Genomic DNA, 20,386 nt, shown 5'->3' with positions numbered 1-20,386 from the left:
ATTTCCTGATTTTGCAGTTGCCGGGAAGCCGGATTTCCTGGCTTAAAAATGAACATCAATGATACTGTTCAACGGGATCAGGACACCTCCTTTTAACGAAATATGATTTTCAGTAAGCGACCATACAGTTGTTTCTACAGACTGGGGCCCCTCAGTGGTATTAAATGTAACGGTTGTCTTGCTCTTAAATTCATTACCCAGCCGTACAGCATAACCCAGGTGCGCTTTCCAATGAATACTGCGGTCTTCCTCTGCCTGTATAATATGATACTGCTCTATCGCCTCTTTGGGAATCAACTTTTCAAACATAGGACTCGGTTTTATCGCTAATCAAATTTACTGGTATTTGTTCTTTTATATTTAAATTTTTATATAAAAATGCCATTTCTGTCTGTTACAATTAAGCGCGTTTATTGGTGAAAATACTCCAGGTGCTGCCGGTTCTTTTATCAGAACTTGTTTCAAATGACTTTTAAAAACGGAAAAATTGCGTATCCGAAAACTCAAGCCGCACCGCTATACCAAAGAGGCTGTCTCGTTTTTTTGAGACAGCCTCCTTAACACCATAACAACAATGATCCTTACTACCGCAAATCAAAGCGATCCAGGTTCATTACTTTATCCCATGCTTTCACAAAATCGTTCACAAATTTATCCTGACCGTCGGCGCTTGCGTACACTTCTGAAAGCGCCCTCAGCTCTGCATTAGAACCAAATACAAGATCCGCGCGCGTTCCCGTCCATTTCACTTCACCGGTTGTACGATCGGTTCCTTCAAACAACTCCCTGTCTTCTCCCAGCGCCTTCCATGCCGTACGTATATCCAGCAGGTTTACAAAGAAATCGTTGGTCAACTGGCCCGGTCGTTGTGTAAAAACCCCATGGGCCGAGCCATCATAGTTGGCTCCTAAAACCCGCATTCCGCCCACCAGAACGGTCAGTTCCGGAGCTGTTAATGTTAATAATTGCGCTTTATCTACCAGCAATGCTTCTGTGGGCACGCCGGCTCTCGCCTTGCGATAATTTCGGAACCCGTCTGCGGCTGGTTCTAAAAAGGCCATCGACTCCACATCGGTTTGCTCCTGAGATGCATCCATGCGGCCGGGTGCAAAAGGAACCGAAATAGTACGCCCCACATCTTTTGCAGCTTTCTCGATAGCTGCTGCGCCGGCCAGCACGATCAGGTCTGCCAGCGATATTTTTTTACCACCGGTCTGCGCCGCATTAAAATCGTTCTGAATACCTTCCAGTGCGCCCAGTACTTTTTGCAACTGCACCGGATTGTTCACCTGCCAGTATCGTTGCGGGGCCAGACGGATCCGGGCGCCATTGGCACCGCCACGCTTGTCTCCGCCACGGAAAGTAGAAGCCGACGCCCAGGCAGTGGATACCAGTTCTGATATGCTCAATCCGGTTTCCAGCACTTTTACCTTTAAGGCTGCGATGTCATTCTCTTCAACCAACGGGTGGTCTACTTCCGGAATTGGGTCTTGCCAAAGCAGTATTTCTTCGGGGACCTCAGGGCCCAGGTAACGGGCACGCGGGCCCATGTCGCGGTGCGTGAGTTTAAACCAGGCCCGGGCGAATGCATCTGCAAACGCCTGCGGGTTTTCCAAAAACTTCCTGGATATTTTTTCATAGGCCGGGTCGAACCGTAAGGAAAGATCGGTTGTGAGCATCATCGGCTTCTGTTTTTTTGCGGGATCAAATGCATCCGGTATTACGGCGTCCGCATTTTTTGCTACCCACTGATGTGCGCCGGCTGGGCTTTTTGTAAGCTCCCATTCGAAAGCAAAAAGGTTTTCAAAAAAGTGATTGCTCCACAGCGTAGGTGTTTGCGTCCAGGTCACTTCCAGCCCGCTGGTAATTGCATCAGCCCCCACCCCTGTGCCATAACTATTACTCCATCCCAGTCCCTGAGCCTCCATAGCGGCCGCTTCCGGCTCTTTGCCTACATGTGTGGCCGGTGCGGCACCATGGGTTTTACCAAAAGTATGTCCGCCTGCGATCAGCGCCACAGTTTCTTCATCGTTCATCGCCATACGGCCAAAAGTATCCCGGATGTCTTTTGCTGCAGCGATGGGATCCGGGTTACCATCGGGACCTTCCGGGTTTACATAGATCAACCCCATTTGAACCGCTGCCAATGGCTTCTCCAGATTGCGGGAATGGTTCTGTCCGTCTGCATCATCATCGGTTACCACCACACCACCGCTTTTCTCTACTCCTTCCGAGCCATCCTGCGCATAGCGGATATCGCCGCCCAGCCAGGTAGTTTCCGATCCCCAATACACATCCTCATCCGGCTCCCAAACATCCTCACGTCCGCCGGCGAAACCAAAGGTCTTAAAACCCATAGACTCCAGGGCCACATTTCCGGTAAGGATCAGCAGGTCGGCCCAGGATATTTTGTTGCCGTATTTTTGTTTAATGGGCCACAGCAGGCGCCGGGCCTTATCCAGGCTCACATTATCGGGCCAGCTATTTAATGGTGCAAAACGCTGCTGCCCGCTGCCAGCCCCACCCCGTCCGTCACCCACCCGGTAGGTTCCGGCACTGTGCCAGGCCATCCGGATGAACAATCCTCCGTAATGTCCAAAATCGGCCGGCCACCAGTCCTGCGAATCCGTCATCAACGCATGCAGGTCTTTTTTAACGGCCTCCAAGTCCAGGCTTTTAAACGCCTCCGCATAATTGAAGTCTTTTTCCATCGGGTTAGACCTGGAGGAATGCTGACGCAGGATGTTCAGCTTGAGCTGGTTTGGCCACCAATCGCGGTTCCGGGTTCCCCCGCCGCCTACGTTTTGCTTCAGAGTGCCGTTATGAAACGGGCATTTGCTGATGTCGTTTGATTCCTTTTCCATTTAATATTTTTTGCTGTTGACAGATTTTTGCTTTGCAGGGGTCTGGTCCTGCAAACATCTTAACAAACTTATGACTTTAATATTATAAATATAATTGATTAAATTTATAGATCCATAGATGAAACTTATAGAGAATAACAGACTGGAGAAAATTGAGAAAAAACAATGCAGCCTTAAGATTCCGGCAACCATATTGTTGTTCTATTATTATAAAGGCAAAACAGCACTTGATTAACCAGGCAACACTACTGGTATAGCCCTTGCCGCTACTTTCCAATGCAAAAAGTACAAACCCCCATTAGCAGTGGGTTTGAAAAGACGAGGTACAAAAAGGAAGCGTACTTTTCTTTAGAGAGAAATAGGAAAGAAAAGCAAGATGACGTTACTCCATTTTACAAGAACTTACTATAATTACCCCCTTCAGGCATAACCTGCAAGATAAAAAAAACAGGCATTCTATTCAAGAAAAAATCGGTTCCACATTTCTATATTTTTTAAAGAAATCATTAATAGAATGATGCGTTAATAAAGAATTAATTGAAACCTTTTACCATTCCTAAATGAAAAATGGAACTGCCGAGAATACCTCGGTAATTGCAAGTGGTTTGCCTTACTAGTATATGAATAGCCAACGCTTTCACCAACAGGCAAATCGGAATAAAAGTTCCTCTTCGGGCCAGCATCTTTTAAAATTTGAAATGATATTGTTTATGGAAAAAAACGTGCAGGCAACGATCATTGTTCCATTGGAACAATAGACCAGTGTCAAAATGCTCTGGATGAAAGTTTGTTACTTCTAGAACTCAAGTCTTCAGAAGCGAAAAGCAAACAGACAGCATCATCTTACATTACTGTAAAGGATTTTATGGTGGAAGGAAGAATTTGCCGGTCTAACTTTGATAAATTAGTAAACAAAAGTAAAATCATGACCTTGAAAAAAGGAAGAAAGGTTTATGTTGCTGAAAATGAGATAGAATGGTATTATTCCAAAGCAGGTTTCGGCAATACGATATTGGATTCCGCCAGCCTGTGAGATCGATGTCACCACAGTACGCTCCATGCCAGGGGAACAGCTCGGCTTTGCCATGCCCGCTGGCAGGTTCGCCCTGGTAATTATATCCTGCAATGTCGTGAACCGCAAAAAGCGGATCAAAAATTTCCCAGTCTTTGTCCCAGGTTGTTACGGCAGAAGTAACAGGCCGGGTGCTGTCGATAACGTGTATTGCCTTAACCATGGCTGCGGCAATTTGCACCGCTTCCGGTTTTTTTCTTTCATAAATTTCATTGCCGATGCTCCAGATAAGAACAGAAAGGTGATCACAATCTCGCAAGATCATCGATTGCAGATCCCTTTTCCAGCAAGAGTCAAAATAATATCCACACCCATAGGGATTCTTTGGCTCCCTCCAGCCATTAAAAGCTTCATCCCAATGAATGCCCGTTGATAAATACTTCCGCATTCATATATACTCCCTCAAAATAGATTAAAGCGCTTTTAGCTTTAATGGAAGCGGGAACCATAAAATGTTTCCGGTACCAGCCGACACCAGCAGGAAAGAAACCATCGGCGCCGCCGCCCGGCAGGGAGTGTTCCGGCACTGCTTCGATGCTCCAGTCATGTGGAAGATCCAACACGCGCCATTGATCATCTGCAAAGCCCCGGTTTCCGGCATGCGGAATATCGTCCGATATAAAGTGCCATTGATCATCGAATAGATGTTTTCCAACCTGCAATTGATCCGGTTGCGCTGCCGTAAACAACCGCATTAGGGTGAGCAAAATCAATAAGCAGGAACTTTTGCTGATCATAGGCTTCCATTTTTCATAGCGCGTATCACATAATCACAGGCCCGCGCTGTAAGCGCCATATAAGTTAATGATGGGTTTTGTGTACCGGTGGAGGTCATACAGGCGCCGTCGGTTACAAAAACATTCTTGCAGGTATGCAGCTGGTTATACCGGTTCAACAAAGAGGTAGCAGGATCATTACCCATACGCACTCCTCCCATTTCGTGAATGTCCAACCCAGGTGCCTGCCGGGTGTCGGTTACTGTGATATCCGAGAATCCCGCCTCGTCAAACATTTCCTTCATTTGCTCAAAATAATCCCTAAGCATTTTTTCATCGTTATCGTCGTACTGTACATGGATCTTTAATAACGGGATACCCCATTGATCTTTCTCATCAGCATGCAGGCTTACATAATTACTTTCTTTAGGAATGGTTTCGCCCATCATACCCGCGCTTATTTTCCAGACAGCTTCTTTGGGATGCTCTAATGTCTGCCGGAGCTCTCCGCCCCACCCCTGCGGCTCAACAAGCGGCCGCCAGCCTCCTAATGCTACCGCGTACCCTCTCAGAAAACCGGTTTCCTGCCGGTGTACGTTCCGGAATCTTGGGATGTAAGCGCCATTTGGTCGCCTGCCGTTGGTGGTATATTGAAGTAACCCGTTGTAAGTAGCTTCGGCTTTGCCCCGGTAATTGTGAAACGCTAGATACTTTCCTAAAAGCCCGTTATCATTACCCAATCCCTGCGGAAAACGGCTGCTCTTTGAGTTCAGTAAAATCTGATTGGTAGCCAGTGTACTAGCATTGACAAAGATAATTCGTGCAAAATACTCTGTTGCGGCATTAGTGACCGCATCAATCACCCGGACGCCGGTGGACCTGCCAGTTTTAGTATCATAAAGAATCGACTCCACAATACTTTGGGTCCTGATGGAAAGATTGCCGGTTTTTAATGCCCACGGAAGCGTAGCCGCATTGCTGCTGAAATAACCGCCGAAAAGGCATCCCCTCCGGCACAGATTCCGGTACTGACAATTCACTCTTCCCTGCTGAAGATGCACCGGCTGCGCTTCCGTAATATGCGCACAGCGTCCGATGATCACATGCCGGTCTTTATATTTTTTTGATACTACCTTTTGAAAATGCTTTTCCACGCAACTCATTTCCATCGGTGGCAAGAAATCACCATCCGGTAGTGTTGCGAGGCCATCTCTGTTTCCGGAAATACCGGCAAATTTTTCCACGTAGCTGTACCAGGGCGCCAGGTCTTCATATCGGATGGGCCAGTCCACCGCAAACCGGTCGCGTAGCGGGCCTTCGAAATCAAAGTTACTCCAGCGTTGGGTCTGGCGGGCCCAGATCAGTGATTTGCCACCGAGCTGATACCCGCGGATCCAGTCGAAGGGTTGCTCCTGGTGATAGGGATGCTCCTTGTCGCCGGCAAAGAAATGTTTGGCATCCTCCTTAAAAGCATAACATTTGCTTACAACAGGATTTTCTTTAAGTTCCTCATAAGTCAATGCTCCTCGGTGTTCCAACTCCCAGGGTTCGAGGTTTGTGGTAGGATAATCCCTGACGTGCTGCACATCCCTACCGCGCTCCAGCACCAGCGTTTTGAGCCCTTTTTCAGAAAGCTCTTTGGCCGCCCAGCCGCCGCTGATACCTGAACCGATGACAATCGCATCATATTGATAATTTTCTTTCATTGCAAATCAGTTGTGACTGGCCACACAACCATAAAAATGCCCCGGCACTAATTCATAAGGCATCACGCTGGTCATAAAATATTTACTGGTTCTATACCCCTCAATTGCGAGCGTTTTTATGGTTGCAAGCGTTTTGTTTACACTTTGTACATTGCTGCCGGCAGCAGCTGTCAGTACCTTTAATTTTTCCGGATGGGGAAGCCGCTCAAATATATTTCCAGAAGCAGATTTAACATAATCCCGGAAAGCTGCGAGCCCTTTTTTAAAATTGTTTTGTTGTTCCGGGCTGTAGCAATCGCTCACTGTTTTCTCTATAAAAACAGACAGCTCTTTAACGGAAGCGGGCCGAACCGGAAGAATGGTTTCGATAACCTGCAGCAGCAGGCCGGATTCCTGCCGGCTGAAAAGCTCCTTTTCTTTGGTATCTGCAGGTAAACACCCCGGCAAATAAAGCAGGGTTGCTGAAAAAAATAATCCTTTTATCGCTTCTTTTCTATTCATAGTAACCCGGGTTATTGACCGGTACGAAACGGTGAAGCAGGAAGACCGGCCTCATTGTATAAATTAACATCGGGAACATTGGACCAGCCATAACGTGCGGCCACGGGATGCGGCACCTCACTGCTGGTCACCTCAACGGAACTGCCCTTGATAATTGCCTTGGCAGTTACAAACTGATGATCCGGGCCTGCAATCGTAAATCCTTTCAAAGGACCTCCTTTGCTCTCCAGTTGCCGGGCATGTTCAAAGTAAAGTATTATTTTATCCCCCATGATCTTAAAACGCTTATAGACCGGCCCTGAATAAGTGATCGGTTCGTGATAGGCAACGGCCCGCGCTGCCAGCGCCAGCCGGGCTCCTACGGGTTGCTTAAATGTCGGATGAATGTCTGCGCTATCTCCACAATCCGTCGTAACAATTAAGGCTGTGTTCGGCAGTTTTTGAGAAACCTGCAGCTGCGCCTCCCTGATTTCCGGACTCATATCTTTATAAGGAGCGATCTGAACAATCAGGAACGGGAAATTCCCCTCGTTCCATTTTTGCCGCCAGCTATTGATCAATGCAGTTAACAAAGCCGGGTATTGCCAGGCCCTGGCACTATTCGATTCCCCCTGGTACCAACAAACCCCTTTTATTGCGTAAGGAGTTAAAGGAGCCACCATAATATTATACAGACCGCCGCAGTCGCCTTCTTTTTGAAGATTAAACGGGGGACGCGGTTTGGGCGGTAAAGGAGCGCCTTTCGTTACAGCCTTTAAAGAATCTCTGCTCCATTGTTGGAGCAGGTCAGGCTCCTTTGCCTTATAGGCTTCCAGTTGCCCGGGATATCGTTTCATCGCTTCGTAATAGGCCGTTACCAGCCCGGAAAGCGCCGTATCTGATTTTAACACCTCCCGGCTCACCCATCTTTCAGCAGGCGTTCCGCCCCAGGCCGTATAAATAAATCCTAAGGGAACCTTAATTGTCTTATAAAGATCCCGGGCAAAGAAATAACCGATCGCCGAATATTCCATTACCGATTGAGGAGAGCAGACCGTCCACTTTCCATTACAATCCTCTTTGGGCTCCTCCGTTACAGCAGAATGCGGTACAAAGAATTGACGGATCTCAGGATATCGTGCCGCCTGCACTTCCTCCTCCCAGCGAACAATAGGCTTTTGGGGAGGCATTGGTTTGAGCCTCCGGTCCATGTTGGATTGCCCGGAACAGATCCATACTTCTCCTACCAGTACATCCCCGATGGTAATGACCGTATCGGCACTGATCGTCATTGTAAAAGGACCGCCCGCAGTCAGCGGACTCAGGGTTACCCTCCAGCACCCGTTCTGTACAATAGTAACCTGCTGCTGCCCGTTAAAAGAGACGGTTACCTTTTGTCCGTCGGTACCCGTTCCCCACAGCGGCACCGGTACCTGCTGTTGTAATACCATGTGGTCGGCAAACAGGCTGTTCGGATGAATGGCAGCCCTGCATAAAAACGATAACAGCGTGCATAGCATGCCACCCCCAAATGAAACGATTCTCTTCATTACAAGTGGTTTTAGAAAATGATGATGATTCCAAAATGGCGCTTCCATTAGCGGAGATGCAGTTGCCCGTTGATCTCCCTGGCTTGTACGCCGGAAGCTATTTCGATATTTTTCAAAAAAACAGCCAGCGGTTCCGATTTATTGACCGCACCGCTGAATCGCTCGTTCTTTAATGAAGGATTATCAAAAACGATCTGCACCTCGTAAAAACGGCTTAATAGTGCAGCAATGTCCTCAAGGCGGCTCTCCCTGAAATAGGCGACCCCGTGCATCCATGCGAGCATTTCGTTTGCATCAAAAGTCGATTTTACTAATTGCCCTTGTTGCAATGACACCTTATACCCCGGGCTCAATTTAACGGACGAGCCCCCATATTCCATTAAAACAGCTCCTTCCACCAGCGCTGTTGTGATCTTTTCAGGAACGTAGGCCTCTACGTTAAAGCGGGTTCCCAATACCCTGACCGCCGTCTGTCCGTTATGTACAATAAAAGGCCGGTCAGGGTTTTTAGTGACGCTGAAATACGCTTCACCTTCCAGGTAAACCTCCCGGATGTTGCCTGAGAACCGGTAAGGAAATTTTAAGCTGGAAACCGCGTTCAGCCAAACTTCCGTACCATCATCCAAAACAACCTTGTAGTCTTTCCCCACGGGCACTTTGAGCGTTGCCCATCGCACCAGGGAGGAATCTGACGGATCAAGACTGACTTTATTACCTTCCGTATTCAGGGAAAGATTACTGGCCTGGTAATAACTGTTCGCCGAATCCAGGCTGATCACACTTCCATCTGCTAAAGTAAGCTGCACTTTATTTTTTGGAACATCTACGCCTGCCACCGCCGCCGGTCCTTTTGGCTTGCCGGGGCTATTATGAAATACAAACCATCCTGCAATCAAAATTGCTGCGGCTGCACTCATCCATTTCAAATAGACAATGGCTGTATTCCGTTTATTATTTTTCAGCCGACCACGAAGCTGCTTCCAGCGCTCCTCCGTGCTTATTTCCCGCAACTTTGCAGGTGCTGTGGTTTGAACAATATCTGTCCACATCTGCTGCACCTGCGGATCTGTCCGCAATAATTCATCAAGGAACACATTATCCTGCTCGCTAATGACACCTGCCAGCTTTTCGAAGATCAAAGATTGAATATGTTCCTCACGTTTATCCATACCTGTTTATAAGACAGTTTTTTTATAAAAAAGGGTGATTCCGCGGCAATAGTTTCCTTCCCTTGCAGGGAATATGCTTTTAAGAATACATCCTTCATTTGCGGGCCTTACTAAATTTTTGCTGAAGAGACTTAACGGCTAGCTTCAGATGTGTTTTTAAGGAGTTGACACTGATGCCCATTTCCAGCGCAGCTTCGCTGTATCGCTTATCTTCCAGGTAAACCAGCGTAAATGCTTTTGATCTTTGCAGGGAAAGTTCTTCCAGGGTTTCCCGGACGATTTTTTCAGACTCCTTTCTTCCGATCCGGTCGTCACTAGTTACCTGCTCCAGGTGGTATGTATAGGCATCCAGTCTTTTTTTGGCTGTCTTTTTCTTTTCCAGCAAACCGAATGACCGGTTGCGCACAGAAGTATGCAGATAGGACTTTAACGACACTTTTATGTTCCGGTAGAGTTGTTTGTTCCAGATCTCAATGAAGATCGACTGTACCAGGTCTTCAGCTTCCATCTCGTCTTTCAGATAATAAAATGCCTCAAGCACCAGCATCCTGTAATACTTTTTAAACAAGACAGCATATGCCTCCCTGTTACCCTGGGCCAACGCCTCTTCCCAAAAAGTATCATCTTGATGTTGCATCTCAGAATATATATTTATACTCCCGTATATCTTACAATCGTCACCCTGCCAGGAACCCTTTCTGCAAGCTATTGATTGATCAAAGATATTTGATTTTTCATTTACCATCTTCTCTAATGATCAGCCACCAGCAAGACAGCATCTGCTGCCATCTTTGCTCTTCCATCAGGTGATAGCCGCACGGAAAATTTCCTGCCTTTTTTCAGCAGGTATTTTCCCAGCGGGACCCACTCCCCGCTGGTTTGCCCTGAAACGTTGATCTCTTTTTTATTCACCATTACCATATGCATATCCTTACCATTGCGCAGCCCGACCCGGAATTGATCCGCCGCTTCCTGAACATGGGGAGTAACATAAATGTAACAATGATAGCTACCTGCAACCGGGATCTGCGGATAGTAGACAATCGCTGCGTCTCCTGTAGTATCGCAAATGCTATAACCGATTTTATACCCGTCTCCTTTATGAAAGGTCCATATTCCCTTTTTACTCACAAAAGCGCTGTCCTCATCGTCGATAACCATATCAGGAGTACGGCCATCGGCAAAAGGATTGTCGCGCAGCATTTCCTGTAATTTTTTTATGTTAATGTTCTGAACAGCAATCCGGCTATTTGCGGCCATTACTGCAGCTGTTGCTGCCGACTGGCCCAGTACCATAAATACCGGTTCCATACGGATCGATCCATAAGCAATATGACTGGCGGACAGGCAAACCGGCACCAGCAAATTCGTGCACTCCTCACGCCTCGGTACGATCGAGCGGTAGGCAATCGGGTAGGGTGCGGGAACCCTGATCTGCACATCACCTTCATTTTTTACCATTCCATCAATCACATGCCGGTCCGTATTGTGCGAATCCATACCATAAGCGGCCATTCCAATACCATCTGCAACAACCTGCTCCCCGGTACAATTGGCTTCAGTCATTATATACGCTCCGATCATTCTCCGGGCTTCCCTGATATACAATTGCGGGCTCCAGTGCCCATTATCCGTATATTCATCCTTTGGATAGCCCCATTGCAGCATAAAATGACGAATGGAATCCGGTACTCTCAGATCATGGCCCAAAAAATACAGGAGCCCTTTGTTATACCATTCATGCTCCTTTTCTATTTTCCTGCGCTCCTGCCAGTTCGCGTCCGGGTAGGCCCAGTTAGCACCGATCATGTCCGTTGAAAAACCACCATTATTGTTGATGTCCACTTTATGATTGGGCATTGCATCGAACTTCAAAAGTTTACGGGCTGTAACACCGGGCAGTTTGTTGATGATCCTTAGAGCCAGTTCGTACCGGCTGGAATCATAGCCAGGCGGGCGTGTTATAGGTACCTGGTTGGCAGGATCATTGCTCAGGCAGATCCTGTAATTATAAGCCTGCACCTTCCTGTCTCCGCTTCCGATTCTCCTCACAGGCTCAGGGCTGATTCCCCAAAGCAGTCCGCTGGAAGGATCGCCTGGTACCCGGTAAGGGTCAATACCATTCGGAAACTGGTTACCGGCACGGATCTGCACTCCATTGTATTGTTCATTGTAGGTACCACCGGACTCCCGGCCCACCGTATATGAAACCCCTGCTTTTGCCATGAGATCGCCCTCATAGCTGCAATCGATAAATACATCTGCATCAATGCGGGATCGCTCATTCTTTGAATTACTGATCCAGATGCTGTTAATCGCGCCCTGACGTTTGTCCACCGTGTCCAGCCTGTAATCCGTCAACACTTCTATCTGTGCTTCTCGCAAATATTGACGGAAGACATTGAGCGCGACATGGGGTTCAAAGATCCAGGATTCAAATTTGCCATAAGCCTTGCCGGTTCTCCGGTAAAAGTCCAGTGCAAGCCCTGACACAACATATTTATTGCCAATATCTGTGTAGCCCAACCCCCCGGAACTCAATCCCCCCAAATGGGTGCCCGGTGTGACCAGGATCACAGACCGGCCCAGCTTTTTGGCTGTATAAGCCGCTATAATTCCTGCAGAAGTGGCTCCGTAAATGCAAATATCAGCACGATATATAGATTGAGCGGCACCGGTTACGGTTATTAACAGGTAAAGTAAAAAAATTAAAGATGCCCAGTACCCCTTACTATTTCTTTTTCTATTCATACATTTATTTGCTAAGTGTTCCCAAGAGCAACAGATATCCCGCAAAACAGGCATGTTGTTTAAAATTCGCTTCCAGACCCGGTTTGCGGGGAGCTTTGGCTCCCAGGATCCGTTGTTTATCCAAAAGCTGTTCCGATACTTTAAATGTGATTTGATGGGAACCGGAAGGCAGTTCCGGTAACAGGAAATAGTGAGAACGGTAGTATGTGGCATGCCGGTCAAACCGGGGCATCAAAAAACTGGTATCATTGTCTATGTTAATCGCATACTGGCCACAACCGGGACCCACCAGGTCATAAAGGCCTGCAAGCCTGCCCTTAAATGAAACCCGGATCTCAGCGCCCGCGCTGTCTGCCCTAAGCAGGTGCGGGAACCGTTGTTTCCATGCAGCGCCCAGGCTATCTGTGGTTTGAGTAATATTCGTCCATTTCCCTGTCTGCAACAACTGATCAGCCGAAACCATGACTGCGTCTTCCCAATTATCGGTTGTATAGGGTTTTTTAAGATTTCGGGCAGGTAATTGAGTGATCCCTTTTATTTGCTGCATGGCCTGAATCAGCGCTTCCGTATAAATCCGGTGACCGGTTTGCGTATGAGGATGCACGCCATCGCCCGAAAACGCCGGTACTGCCTCGCCCTGCTTTCCCTGAAAAATGATTTGATGATCTTTTAATAAGGATAATACTTTTAGCCCCATCTGCACAGATGGTATTCCGTAATGCTGTGCAATGTGCTCCATCGCAAGCATTGATGGAACCAGGTGGCCCTGATTCAGTGTAGGCAGCATGCTTTCCGCGAGTGTATAAACAAAGCAAATATCCGTAGCCAGGTTGTCTTTCCATATTTTTCGTACAATCCCCTCCATCGTTTGATGAATATAGGGTCCTCCGTCATTTACAGCGAACTCAACAAAAACCAAATCTGGTTTGAATGTCAGCACATCTTTTTGAAGACGGAAAACGCCCAGGGAAGAGCCTGTTCCTCCTACTCCTGCATTGATCTGGTGGATCTGCGCTTTGGTAAACACTTTTTGAAACCAATCTGCGGACTGGTCCCTCCAGCCGCCCGATGCAGCAGTAATACTACCCCCCAGGTATGCAATGGTTACAGGACCACCTTTTTCAAGTTTTGCAAAGAAGTGCGGTAATCCCATACGCGGCCTGCATGCCTCCAGCGCATCCTGCGGATCCTGTTGTGCATGTCCCTGTACATATCCCAACGAACAAATCAAAACGAAAAGCTTCCATCGTCTCATAACCGTATATTCTTATTTAAGATGTATTTTAAAAACCCAGGCAGGCCGGTTTGCCAATGAGGACCGCACTGCATCAGAAAGTTGCACTACCTGTTTACCGGATTGATTCCGGATATCCAACTGATGCGGATACCCCAAAAGGCGGATGTGACGCAGGGCGTTCTTTTCTACCGGCCAGTCGTCAGTAGCAATCACTGCGGGCAGCGTGTTTTCCGTGCTGTCGGGCAGGTATAGTGCAAACCGGTCCGCTCCTTTTTGTGTAAATGCCCATTTGCCCTTTCGATAAGGCGCCAGCGGATGCGTACCATAGATGGCCTCCCCATTGATCTGCATCCATTTCCCTATTTTTTCCAATCGATCGTAAGCTTCGGAGTGCCAGTCGCCATCCGGCCCTGGTCCTATATTGAGCAAAAGATTTCCATTCTTTGCAACAACATCGATCAGTAGCTGTACCAGTTGCCGCGCGCTTTTATATTGTTCCTGTTTTTTATAAGACCACGAAGTACCCATGGTCATACAGGTCTCCCAGGGAACAGGGATATAGTGATTTGGCACTTTTTGCTCGGGTGTCAGATAGTTGACGTATTTCGGAAGACCATGCCGGTCTACTACAATCAAACCGGGCTGATGTACTCGTGCCGATGTAACGGCCGGGCCTATGTCCATATTCGCCCAGTTGCCATCGAGCCATAAGATACTTATTGGGCCATACCCTGTCATAAGTTCCTGAATCTGGTTGTTAGTGTATTGTATAAACCGGTTCCAGCGATCAGCATATTTTTTGCGATCATAATTTTCTGAACGGTCTTTGGGAGGAAAGTACGACCACCAATAATCATCAGAATGCCAGTCCGGCTTGGAAAAATAGGCGCCCACCATAAATTGCTGGTCTCGAAAGGCATCAAACAACGAACGGGTAATATCCGGATGTTGCGTCCGGGAAAAAGGAACAGAGGAATCGGTAACCTTATAACCGGTCAGCTTTGAATCGTACATGCAGAAACCATCATGATGTTTGGTTGTAAAGATCATATAACGCATTCCCGCAGACCTGGCCGCGAGCGCCCATTTCCGGGGTTCGAAACGGGTTGGGTTGAATGTTGCAGGCAACGCTTCGTAGGCCTTTTTGTACCGGAAGTAATCCGCAGCATAAGGCCCGGTTCTTTGGTTCCAAGCCCAGTCCTCCGGGCAGATGGACCAGGACTCAACAACATCCCACTGGCTGTAAGGCCCCCAATGCATGAACAGGCCGAACTTGAGCTCCTGCCATTTTGTGATCCGCTCCCTTACTTTAGGATCGGCAGGGTACTGATACTGTTTTTCAGCATCATATGCAGGCGCTTGCCCGATCACACCGGAATGCAGCAATAGACCGACCAACAATAAGATGGCACACAATCCATTTTTTGAGAATATGGCAACAGTCATTATTTTACAGACAGCAAAACACCTTTGGATGGGTGAACTAATCTTCCTATTTCCCGGAAAGCTTTTTCCGGTACCGGCTGGTCGCTATTAGTAACATTCAATTGTTCGTTTATCGAGTTCGCGAAATATTACTTCAGTAGATCACCGTATACGGGATAGTGATGCTGTTGCCAGCGCCCGGTGCAGTTCTCAGGTTTACCGTAAACCCGGTGTTGGTTCTGGCGGTAATGTAAGGTGTGCCGGGATCAAGTGTTAGCGGCCCTGCCGTGACTAACGGCGTGCCAAATGAAATAATGGCAGTTGCCGGCAGTAGAAAATTGGCGGCGCTGATCACCGTAGTGTCGGTACTGCAAAAATCGGCGGCGGTTATAGTAGCTGTTGTACTGTCGCCGCTGATAGAAACGGCATTTGAATAGCTCAGCGCTTTTTCCACACGTACCGATCTTACGGCGATGTTATCCCATAACGGCTGATTGGCATTATCCCTGAACCAGGCCGAGAAATCGGCTACCGGCATAGAGGAAGGTACGGCAAAGCCGGTTACTGTATACTGCCTGTCTTCGTTCAGCGGGATATTGGAAAAGTCCCATCTCCCCAGTAGATTCGAACCGCCGTTAGTTGAGCACTGCATGGTGAACCGGCCTGCCGAAGTTCCTGCTGCCAGCCGGCGCAATATTACCGTAGCTTTCATGGGAGTGGCGTAGGGCGGGGCATTGTCGTACCGCAGCTTTAAGGACGACTGATTATCGCTGATACTGCCGGGATCAATGGTGGCTTTAAAAAACCCCCAGGCGCCACCGAGCCTTTCCGTAGAACCGTTGGCGTTAATAAACTGGTTATCTTTTACCCCTCTGGCATCGCCCACAATATATACATCGTTATTTGTTTCCCTGTATCTTTTTAACGGAAAAGGGCCGGTATTCTCTTTTTCAAAATCCCATACTACGGTACCATCTGTAATGTTGGTACCAGTACCAATAGGACCGATACCGGTATTGGAAGTGCCAGCGGTAGTAACTATATAAACGTTCAACCCATTTTGTATTCTTTGCCCGGTAATATAAGTGGTGGCGGGTTTCCAGCCACTGTACTCCGTATAGGCCGCAGCGCTAAAATCGCTGCCCTGCGCATCGACCCGCTGAAAGTCAGTGCCGGACGTTGCCAAACCAGTAGTAGCAGCATTGGTGATTACAATCGGATTATCTTTGAAGGCAACACCCCTTGCCACGATCCTGGTAAAGATACCGGCTTCCACGAGGATGCCATACTTAGCCCGGCCGTTGTTAGTGCCGGAGCTGGCGTTGGTATTAAAAACAGTGCCTCTTTCCAGCAACAGATCCGATCTGAAAGGCGATTGTGTGCCGTCCTTATGCATCCATATCAGGGCTTTGGCCGCAGCACCGGTATTGCTGCCATTGTTCACTTCCAGCGCGGTATCCCGGATGACGAGTCCGCCATCGGTATCGATCATTACGCTGTTGACATCGGGAGAGATGATCAGCGGTTCAGATGTTTCGATGAGGTTGCGCCCCCCTATAAACGAACCTGTTTTACCTGCGCGGATCTGCCGGGTGTATATAGCGGCTACTGGCGGATTACCATTATTATAAATACCCTGTTGCGTGGTAACATTGATGATCCTGTTCATAAAACATCCGATCAGCTTTATGCCTATTCTGCCACCGCGAAGCAAGCAGCGGTCAATGGTGCCAAGGTACACGGGATCCCACCAGATACAGGCCTGTGCAGGGTCAGCAATTTCTTTGAGTAGTATATCTACGTTCTGCAGCGTGGGGCGATAGCAGTTGGAATAGTTGGTGCTATAGTAGCGGATGCCGGTGAGCGCTTCGCCACAGTTGAGCGTAAGGTTCCTGATACTAGGGCCGGTGGCGCCAATGGTGGCATCAAAACTAAGACAATGAATATGGCCTGTTGCAGAGGTGAAATCGAGAATAGTAGGTGTTGGAGAATCTACAATGCCATAGTCACCCTGTTCTCCGGTATATGTTTGTCCTGTTTTAAGATTGAGCTGCGCCGTAATTTTATAATTGCCTTTGGGAAAATAAATAATTCTGCCACTGGCAGCGGTGTCTATACATTTCTGTACGGCGGTGGTATCATCATGTGAAGCATCGCCTTTTGCGCCAAACCACTTTACGTTAAAGAGATTCGTGTCTGCACGCAGCCATCTGCCTTGCCCGGCTACTACGATAATGGTACCACGGTTATCGCCGCTGGTGTTGGTGGGTTCCCAGTAAAAATCTCCGCCTCCGCCATCGCCGGGGGCATAGTATCCCAGCAACGTGCAAAGTTCATTGGCTGTGGTGCCCGCTGTCGTTTCTAATACTGAAATGCTTGTGATCGTCATTGTAAAAGGACTTTATTAATGAATAATAGGAAATACAGTCAACCGCAATCTTGTAGTACCGTAGGGAACCAATTCCAGCAACCTCGCTGTACTGTCTGAGTTCCGAAGGCCCTGCTTTGGAGCATCTGTCGTAAACCGGTTCTGCAGCAGCTTCCAGTTATATATAAAATGAGCAGGTACCCGGATCACAACAGGGGTATTACCGGGATCAAAGGGATACCCAGTTGTATCTTTCTTAATAACCTTTAACGTTCGCAGTGCTTCAGCTTTGTCCAATCCATAAGCCCAATTACCCGCTGGCCGGATATCCAGTGCCGGAAAACGGGGATCTGCAGATCTTTTACCGTTCAATTCCGGATAAGCAGCCGTGTCTGCAGTTACTTTTTCGGGAATGGGAAAAGAGAATAAAAGAGGCCCTCGATTGATGATGATGCCCGCGCCGGTCCAGTCAGCCAGCCCGGCCGTCATCGGCAGGATCAGCTCTACCTTATCTTTATTTTGAAATCTTCTATGCAAGGTAATAAAAGAGCCCCTTTTGAGTTGTTCAGCGGAGCGTTTGCCGTTTATGTATAGCACAGGTTGCCGGCACCATCCGGGAATTCTAAAGGTAAACGGCATCTGTACCGGTTTTGATAACGTAAAAGTAAAAAGAACCTTCTCCGAAAAAGGATATTGCGTCGTTTCCCGGATATGCCCCTGAACATCTTTATAGGTAAAATCAAAAGACGAGGGGCCATACAGCGTTGCAACAGGACCACCTCCGTTATTTTTCATCCACATCCGGATCGCATAATTGGGCATGAACCGGTGCACGTTCCCCGCACAACACTCTGTTTCATGACAGGGCCAGTAGGCCATCCAGCCCGTTCCAAACGCATGCACATTGTGGTTGGAGGTACCCGTGGCAATAAACTGGTTGACACTGGAAAAATACTGCAGGGTTTTAAAATCCTTTGAAACCGCTCCTGGCCCAGCATTAAAGGCGGCCCGTTCTATTTTATCTGCCCAGCGCGCCTCCCCTGTGATCATCAGCAGGTAACCCAGCGTCCAGGTGTAATCTGAAATATCGCAGGTCTCATGGCTGGTAATAGGGTTTTTACCGGCCAAAAATTCGTTAGAGCTGGGCACTCCATCCGGCAGCAGATGATAGCGGTCCAGTTTATCCACAGCGCTCATCGCTGCTTGTAAATAGATTTTTTTACCGGTATAGCAATACAGCAAAGCCGGCAGCTTCGCCATTTCCATATACGTCACCCCGTGCAAAATCGTGCTGTCCTGATCCAGGCACCGTTGCAGGTTGAGCTCAAAACCTCCGATCGACCAGGCTTTTTCCGCCAGCGATAAAAGGGCGGAGTCTCCGGTCTTTTCAAAAGTCCACAACATGCCTTCTATGTTGACGACCGCTCTTTTGTGATCCCCGATTTCATCGGGTTGATAACTCAGATAATGGCGGTGCAGCGCTGCGATAATCGCAGGGTCCCGGCTGACATTATAAGCTGCCTGCAATACCCTGAAAAAAACAGCTATGGGCCATTGACTCGCAAACATCGAAGGCCCTAAACGTCCGTTGGCCTGCGGATGATCCAGGGTATGGCGAATACCCTGCCAGGCTTTATGGATCATTGCCGTATCATTAAGTAGATAGCCCAGCCGGAGCAGCCCGTCCGTATAATAAGCGGTTTGCTCATACCGCCACCAGTTGTCGCCATGCTGCTCATTGTCCCTTTGTATTGTGCCCGCCCACAGACAGCTGTTAAAAGGATAAGACAGTACTTCAGGATGTCCGGTCAGGCCGCTGCGCTGTCTTTGCAGAAATTCCAATATCCAGCCTTCAGGACGTGTTGTGCTGGCAGCCTGTTCGGTAAAACGAGACCGTACTTCCCCGGGAGCGGCCTGCGCCTGTAACCGTGCCGGCCAGCCGGCAATAAAGATAATGGAGAGGAGCCAGTATAAAAAGATCCTGCGCATTTGAAAGAAGTTATGGCACTACGGTAATTGTTACCTGCCGCACGGCTTCATTAGACTGGTCGCCGGCCGCATTGATCCCGACAAAGCTGGCCGTATAGGTTCCCGGCGCCCGATAAATGTAACTATAGGACTGCAACGGCGTATTTACTATATTTTTGATGACAGCTGCGGCTGCATCTCGCTTCACTTTCTTTAAATCAACCGGCGAGCTGATCAGCCAGTCATCATTAGCCTCATTATTTACATCCGGACCGGGATCAAAGGTCAACGGGTAAGCATTACGGATCTGGATGCCCTGGTCATTATAAACAGCACTGCTGGCAGACTGGTTCCAGCCGCCGACGTTCCATACATTATAGCCGATATGCCCGTTGTCCGCAGTTCCGGGATGGGATTGGTTACCAAGACTAACCTGTACCCATCCTGCATCATTGAAGTTAGCGATCACCGGCGTTACGGTACCATCATTCAGCCGGTTGGTGATCGTCAGGTTCTGCATGACCCATTTACGCTGGCTGTAGTTTACACTACCATTGTTTTTTACACGGAGTGCGATCGTTACCTTGTCGGCATCATTAAAGTCAGTGAGATCGATCGAATCACTGGTCGTAAAACCGGTGCCTAAATTAGGAGGCCATTTGGTATTACGGCTGGTAATATTGGTCCAGGACGCCTTTTGAACAGCCGCAGCATTATAGTCATCAAGCTGGTCCGAGACGAATAATTGTAGTGAATCAGGACTCACTTCGGTAAGCGGTACTCCCTGCTGCATGGAAAGCTGAAAGATCATTTTTGCGATACCCTTTTCACTTACCCGGTCCCTGTTCTCATATTGTTTTCCCGGTTCACCCGAATAAAACACGATCATGTCCGGGTTGCCGATTAAATTAAAAGCAACAGTATCCCCAACTTTATATTGAAAATCAGCCGTTTCCACACTAAAATTTTCAGGAACTCCGGCAGTACGCTCCTTCTGGCAGGCGGCGCAGGCTATCAGCAAAGCCAGGGAGCTAAAAAAGTAAATATTTTTCGTTGTCATAGTTATTCAGTTGTTATAAT

The 20,386-nt window shown here is 48.1% G+C and carries 15 protein-coding genes; all 15 read right to left on the bottom strand.

Annotated features, from left to right (window positions below; all coding sequences use genetic code 11):
- Positions 1-42 precede the first annotated feature (42 nt).
- The 15 genes from LL912_RS20875 to LL912_RS20805 all read right to left on the bottom strand — a co-directional run bounded on the left by LL912_RS20875 (position 43) and on the right by LL912_RS20805 (position 20,366).
- Positions 43-309, bottom strand: a complete 267-nt coding sequence (locus LL912_RS20875; protein WP_235555550.1) for a hypothetical protein — start codon at positions 307-309, stop codon at positions 43-45.
- 275 nt (positions 310-584) lie between these two features.
- A complete protein-coding gene (katG, locus tag LL912_RS20870; RefSeq protein ID WP_235555549.1) occupies positions 585-2,864 on the bottom strand; it encodes a catalase/peroxidase HPI in 2,280 nt (759 codons plus the stop codon).
- A gap of 923 nt (positions 2,865-3,787) precedes the next feature.
- Entirely contained in the window at positions 3,788-4,201 is a 414-nt protein-coding gene (locus LL912_RS20865) for a glycoside hydrolase family 2 TIM barrel-domain containing protein (RefSeq protein WP_235556536.1), read from the bottom strand.
- Positions 4,202-4,286: 85 nt separating this feature from the next.
- On the bottom strand, positions 4,287-4,673 hold the full coding sequence (locus LL912_RS20860) for a sugar-binding domain-containing protein (protein ID WP_235555548.1): 387 nt from the start codon (positions 4,671-4,673) through the stop codon (positions 4,287-4,289).
- The gene (locus tag LL912_RS20855; RefSeq protein ID WP_235555547.1) at positions 4,670-6,358 is read right to left on the bottom strand and encodes a GMC oxidoreductase; all 1,689 of its coding nucleotides are present in this window, start codon (positions 6,356-6,358) and stop codon (positions 4,670-4,672) included. Before LL912_RS20855 ends, LL912_RS20860 begins: the two co-directional genes overlap by 4 nt.
- Before the next feature lie 6 nt (positions 6,359-6,364).
- Positions 6,365-6,859, bottom strand: a complete 495-nt coding sequence (locus LL912_RS20850; protein WP_235555546.1) for a gluconate 2-dehydrogenase subunit 3 family protein — start codon at positions 6,857-6,859, stop codon at positions 6,365-6,367.
- An 11-nt stretch (positions 6,860-6,870) separates the two neighbouring features.
- Positions 6,871-8,388 carry a sialate O-acetylesterase gene (locus LL912_RS20845; protein WP_235555545.1) on the bottom strand — a complete coding sequence of 506 codons (1,518 nt, stop codon included), beginning with the start codon at positions 8,386-8,388 and terminating at the stop codon, positions 6,871-6,873.
- A gap of 47 nt (positions 8,389-8,435) precedes the next feature.
- The gene (locus LL912_RS20840) at positions 8,436-9,557 is read right to left on the bottom strand and encodes a FecR family protein (protein WP_235555544.1); all 1,122 of its coding nucleotides are present in this window, start codon (positions 9,555-9,557) and stop codon (positions 8,436-8,438) included.
- Between the two features lie 94 nt (positions 9,558-9,651).
- Positions 9,652-10,194, bottom strand: coding sequence for an RNA polymerase sigma factor (locus tag LL912_RS20835; RefSeq protein WP_235555543.1), 543 nt, complete (start codon positions 10,192-10,194; stop codon positions 9,652-9,654).
- 113 nt (positions 10,195-10,307) lie between these two features.
- Positions 10,308-12,308 (bottom strand): FAD-dependent oxidoreductase, encoded by a 2,001-nt coding sequence (locus LL912_RS20830; RefSeq protein ID WP_235555542.1) that lies wholly within the window; start codon positions 12,306-12,308, stop codon positions 10,308-10,310.
- A gap of 4 nt (positions 12,309-12,312) precedes the next feature.
- Entirely contained in the window at positions 12,313-13,563 is a 1,251-nt protein-coding gene (locus LL912_RS20825; RefSeq protein ID WP_235555541.1) for an SGNH/GDSL hydrolase family protein, read from the bottom strand.
- Positions 13,564-13,575: 12 nt separating this feature from the next.
- Entirely contained in the window at positions 13,576-14,991 is a 1,416-nt protein-coding gene (locus tag LL912_RS20820; protein ID WP_235555540.1) for an alpha-L-fucosidase, read from the bottom strand.
- Between the two features lie 133 nt (positions 14,992-15,124).
- The gene (locus tag LL912_RS20815) at positions 15,125-17,359 is read right to left on the bottom strand and encodes a glycoside hydrolase family 55 protein (protein WP_235555539.1); all 2,235 of its coding nucleotides are present in this window, start codon (positions 17,357-17,359) and stop codon (positions 15,125-15,127) included.
- A gap of 15 nt (positions 17,360-17,374) precedes the next feature.
- Positions 17,375-19,327: a beta-L-arabinofuranosidase domain-containing protein gene (locus LL912_RS20810; RefSeq protein WP_235555538.1), complete on the bottom strand. Its 1,953-nt coding sequence runs from the start codon at positions 19,325-19,327 to the stop codon at positions 17,375-17,377.
- A gap of 10 nt (positions 19,328-19,337) precedes the next feature.
- Positions 19,338-20,366 (bottom strand): DUF5017 domain-containing protein, encoded by a 1,029-nt coding sequence (locus tag LL912_RS20805; RefSeq protein ID WP_235555537.1) that lies wholly within the window; start codon positions 20,364-20,366, stop codon positions 19,338-19,340.
- Positions 20,367-20,386: the final 20 nt, after the last annotated feature.

Source organism: Niabella agricola (assembly GCF_021538615.1).
GTDB lineage: Bacteria > Bacteroidota > Bacteroidia > Chitinophagales > Chitinophagaceae > Niabella > Niabella agricola.
Note: the sequence above shows the minus strand (reverse complement) of the source record. Positions and strands in the feature narration are given on the sequence as shown.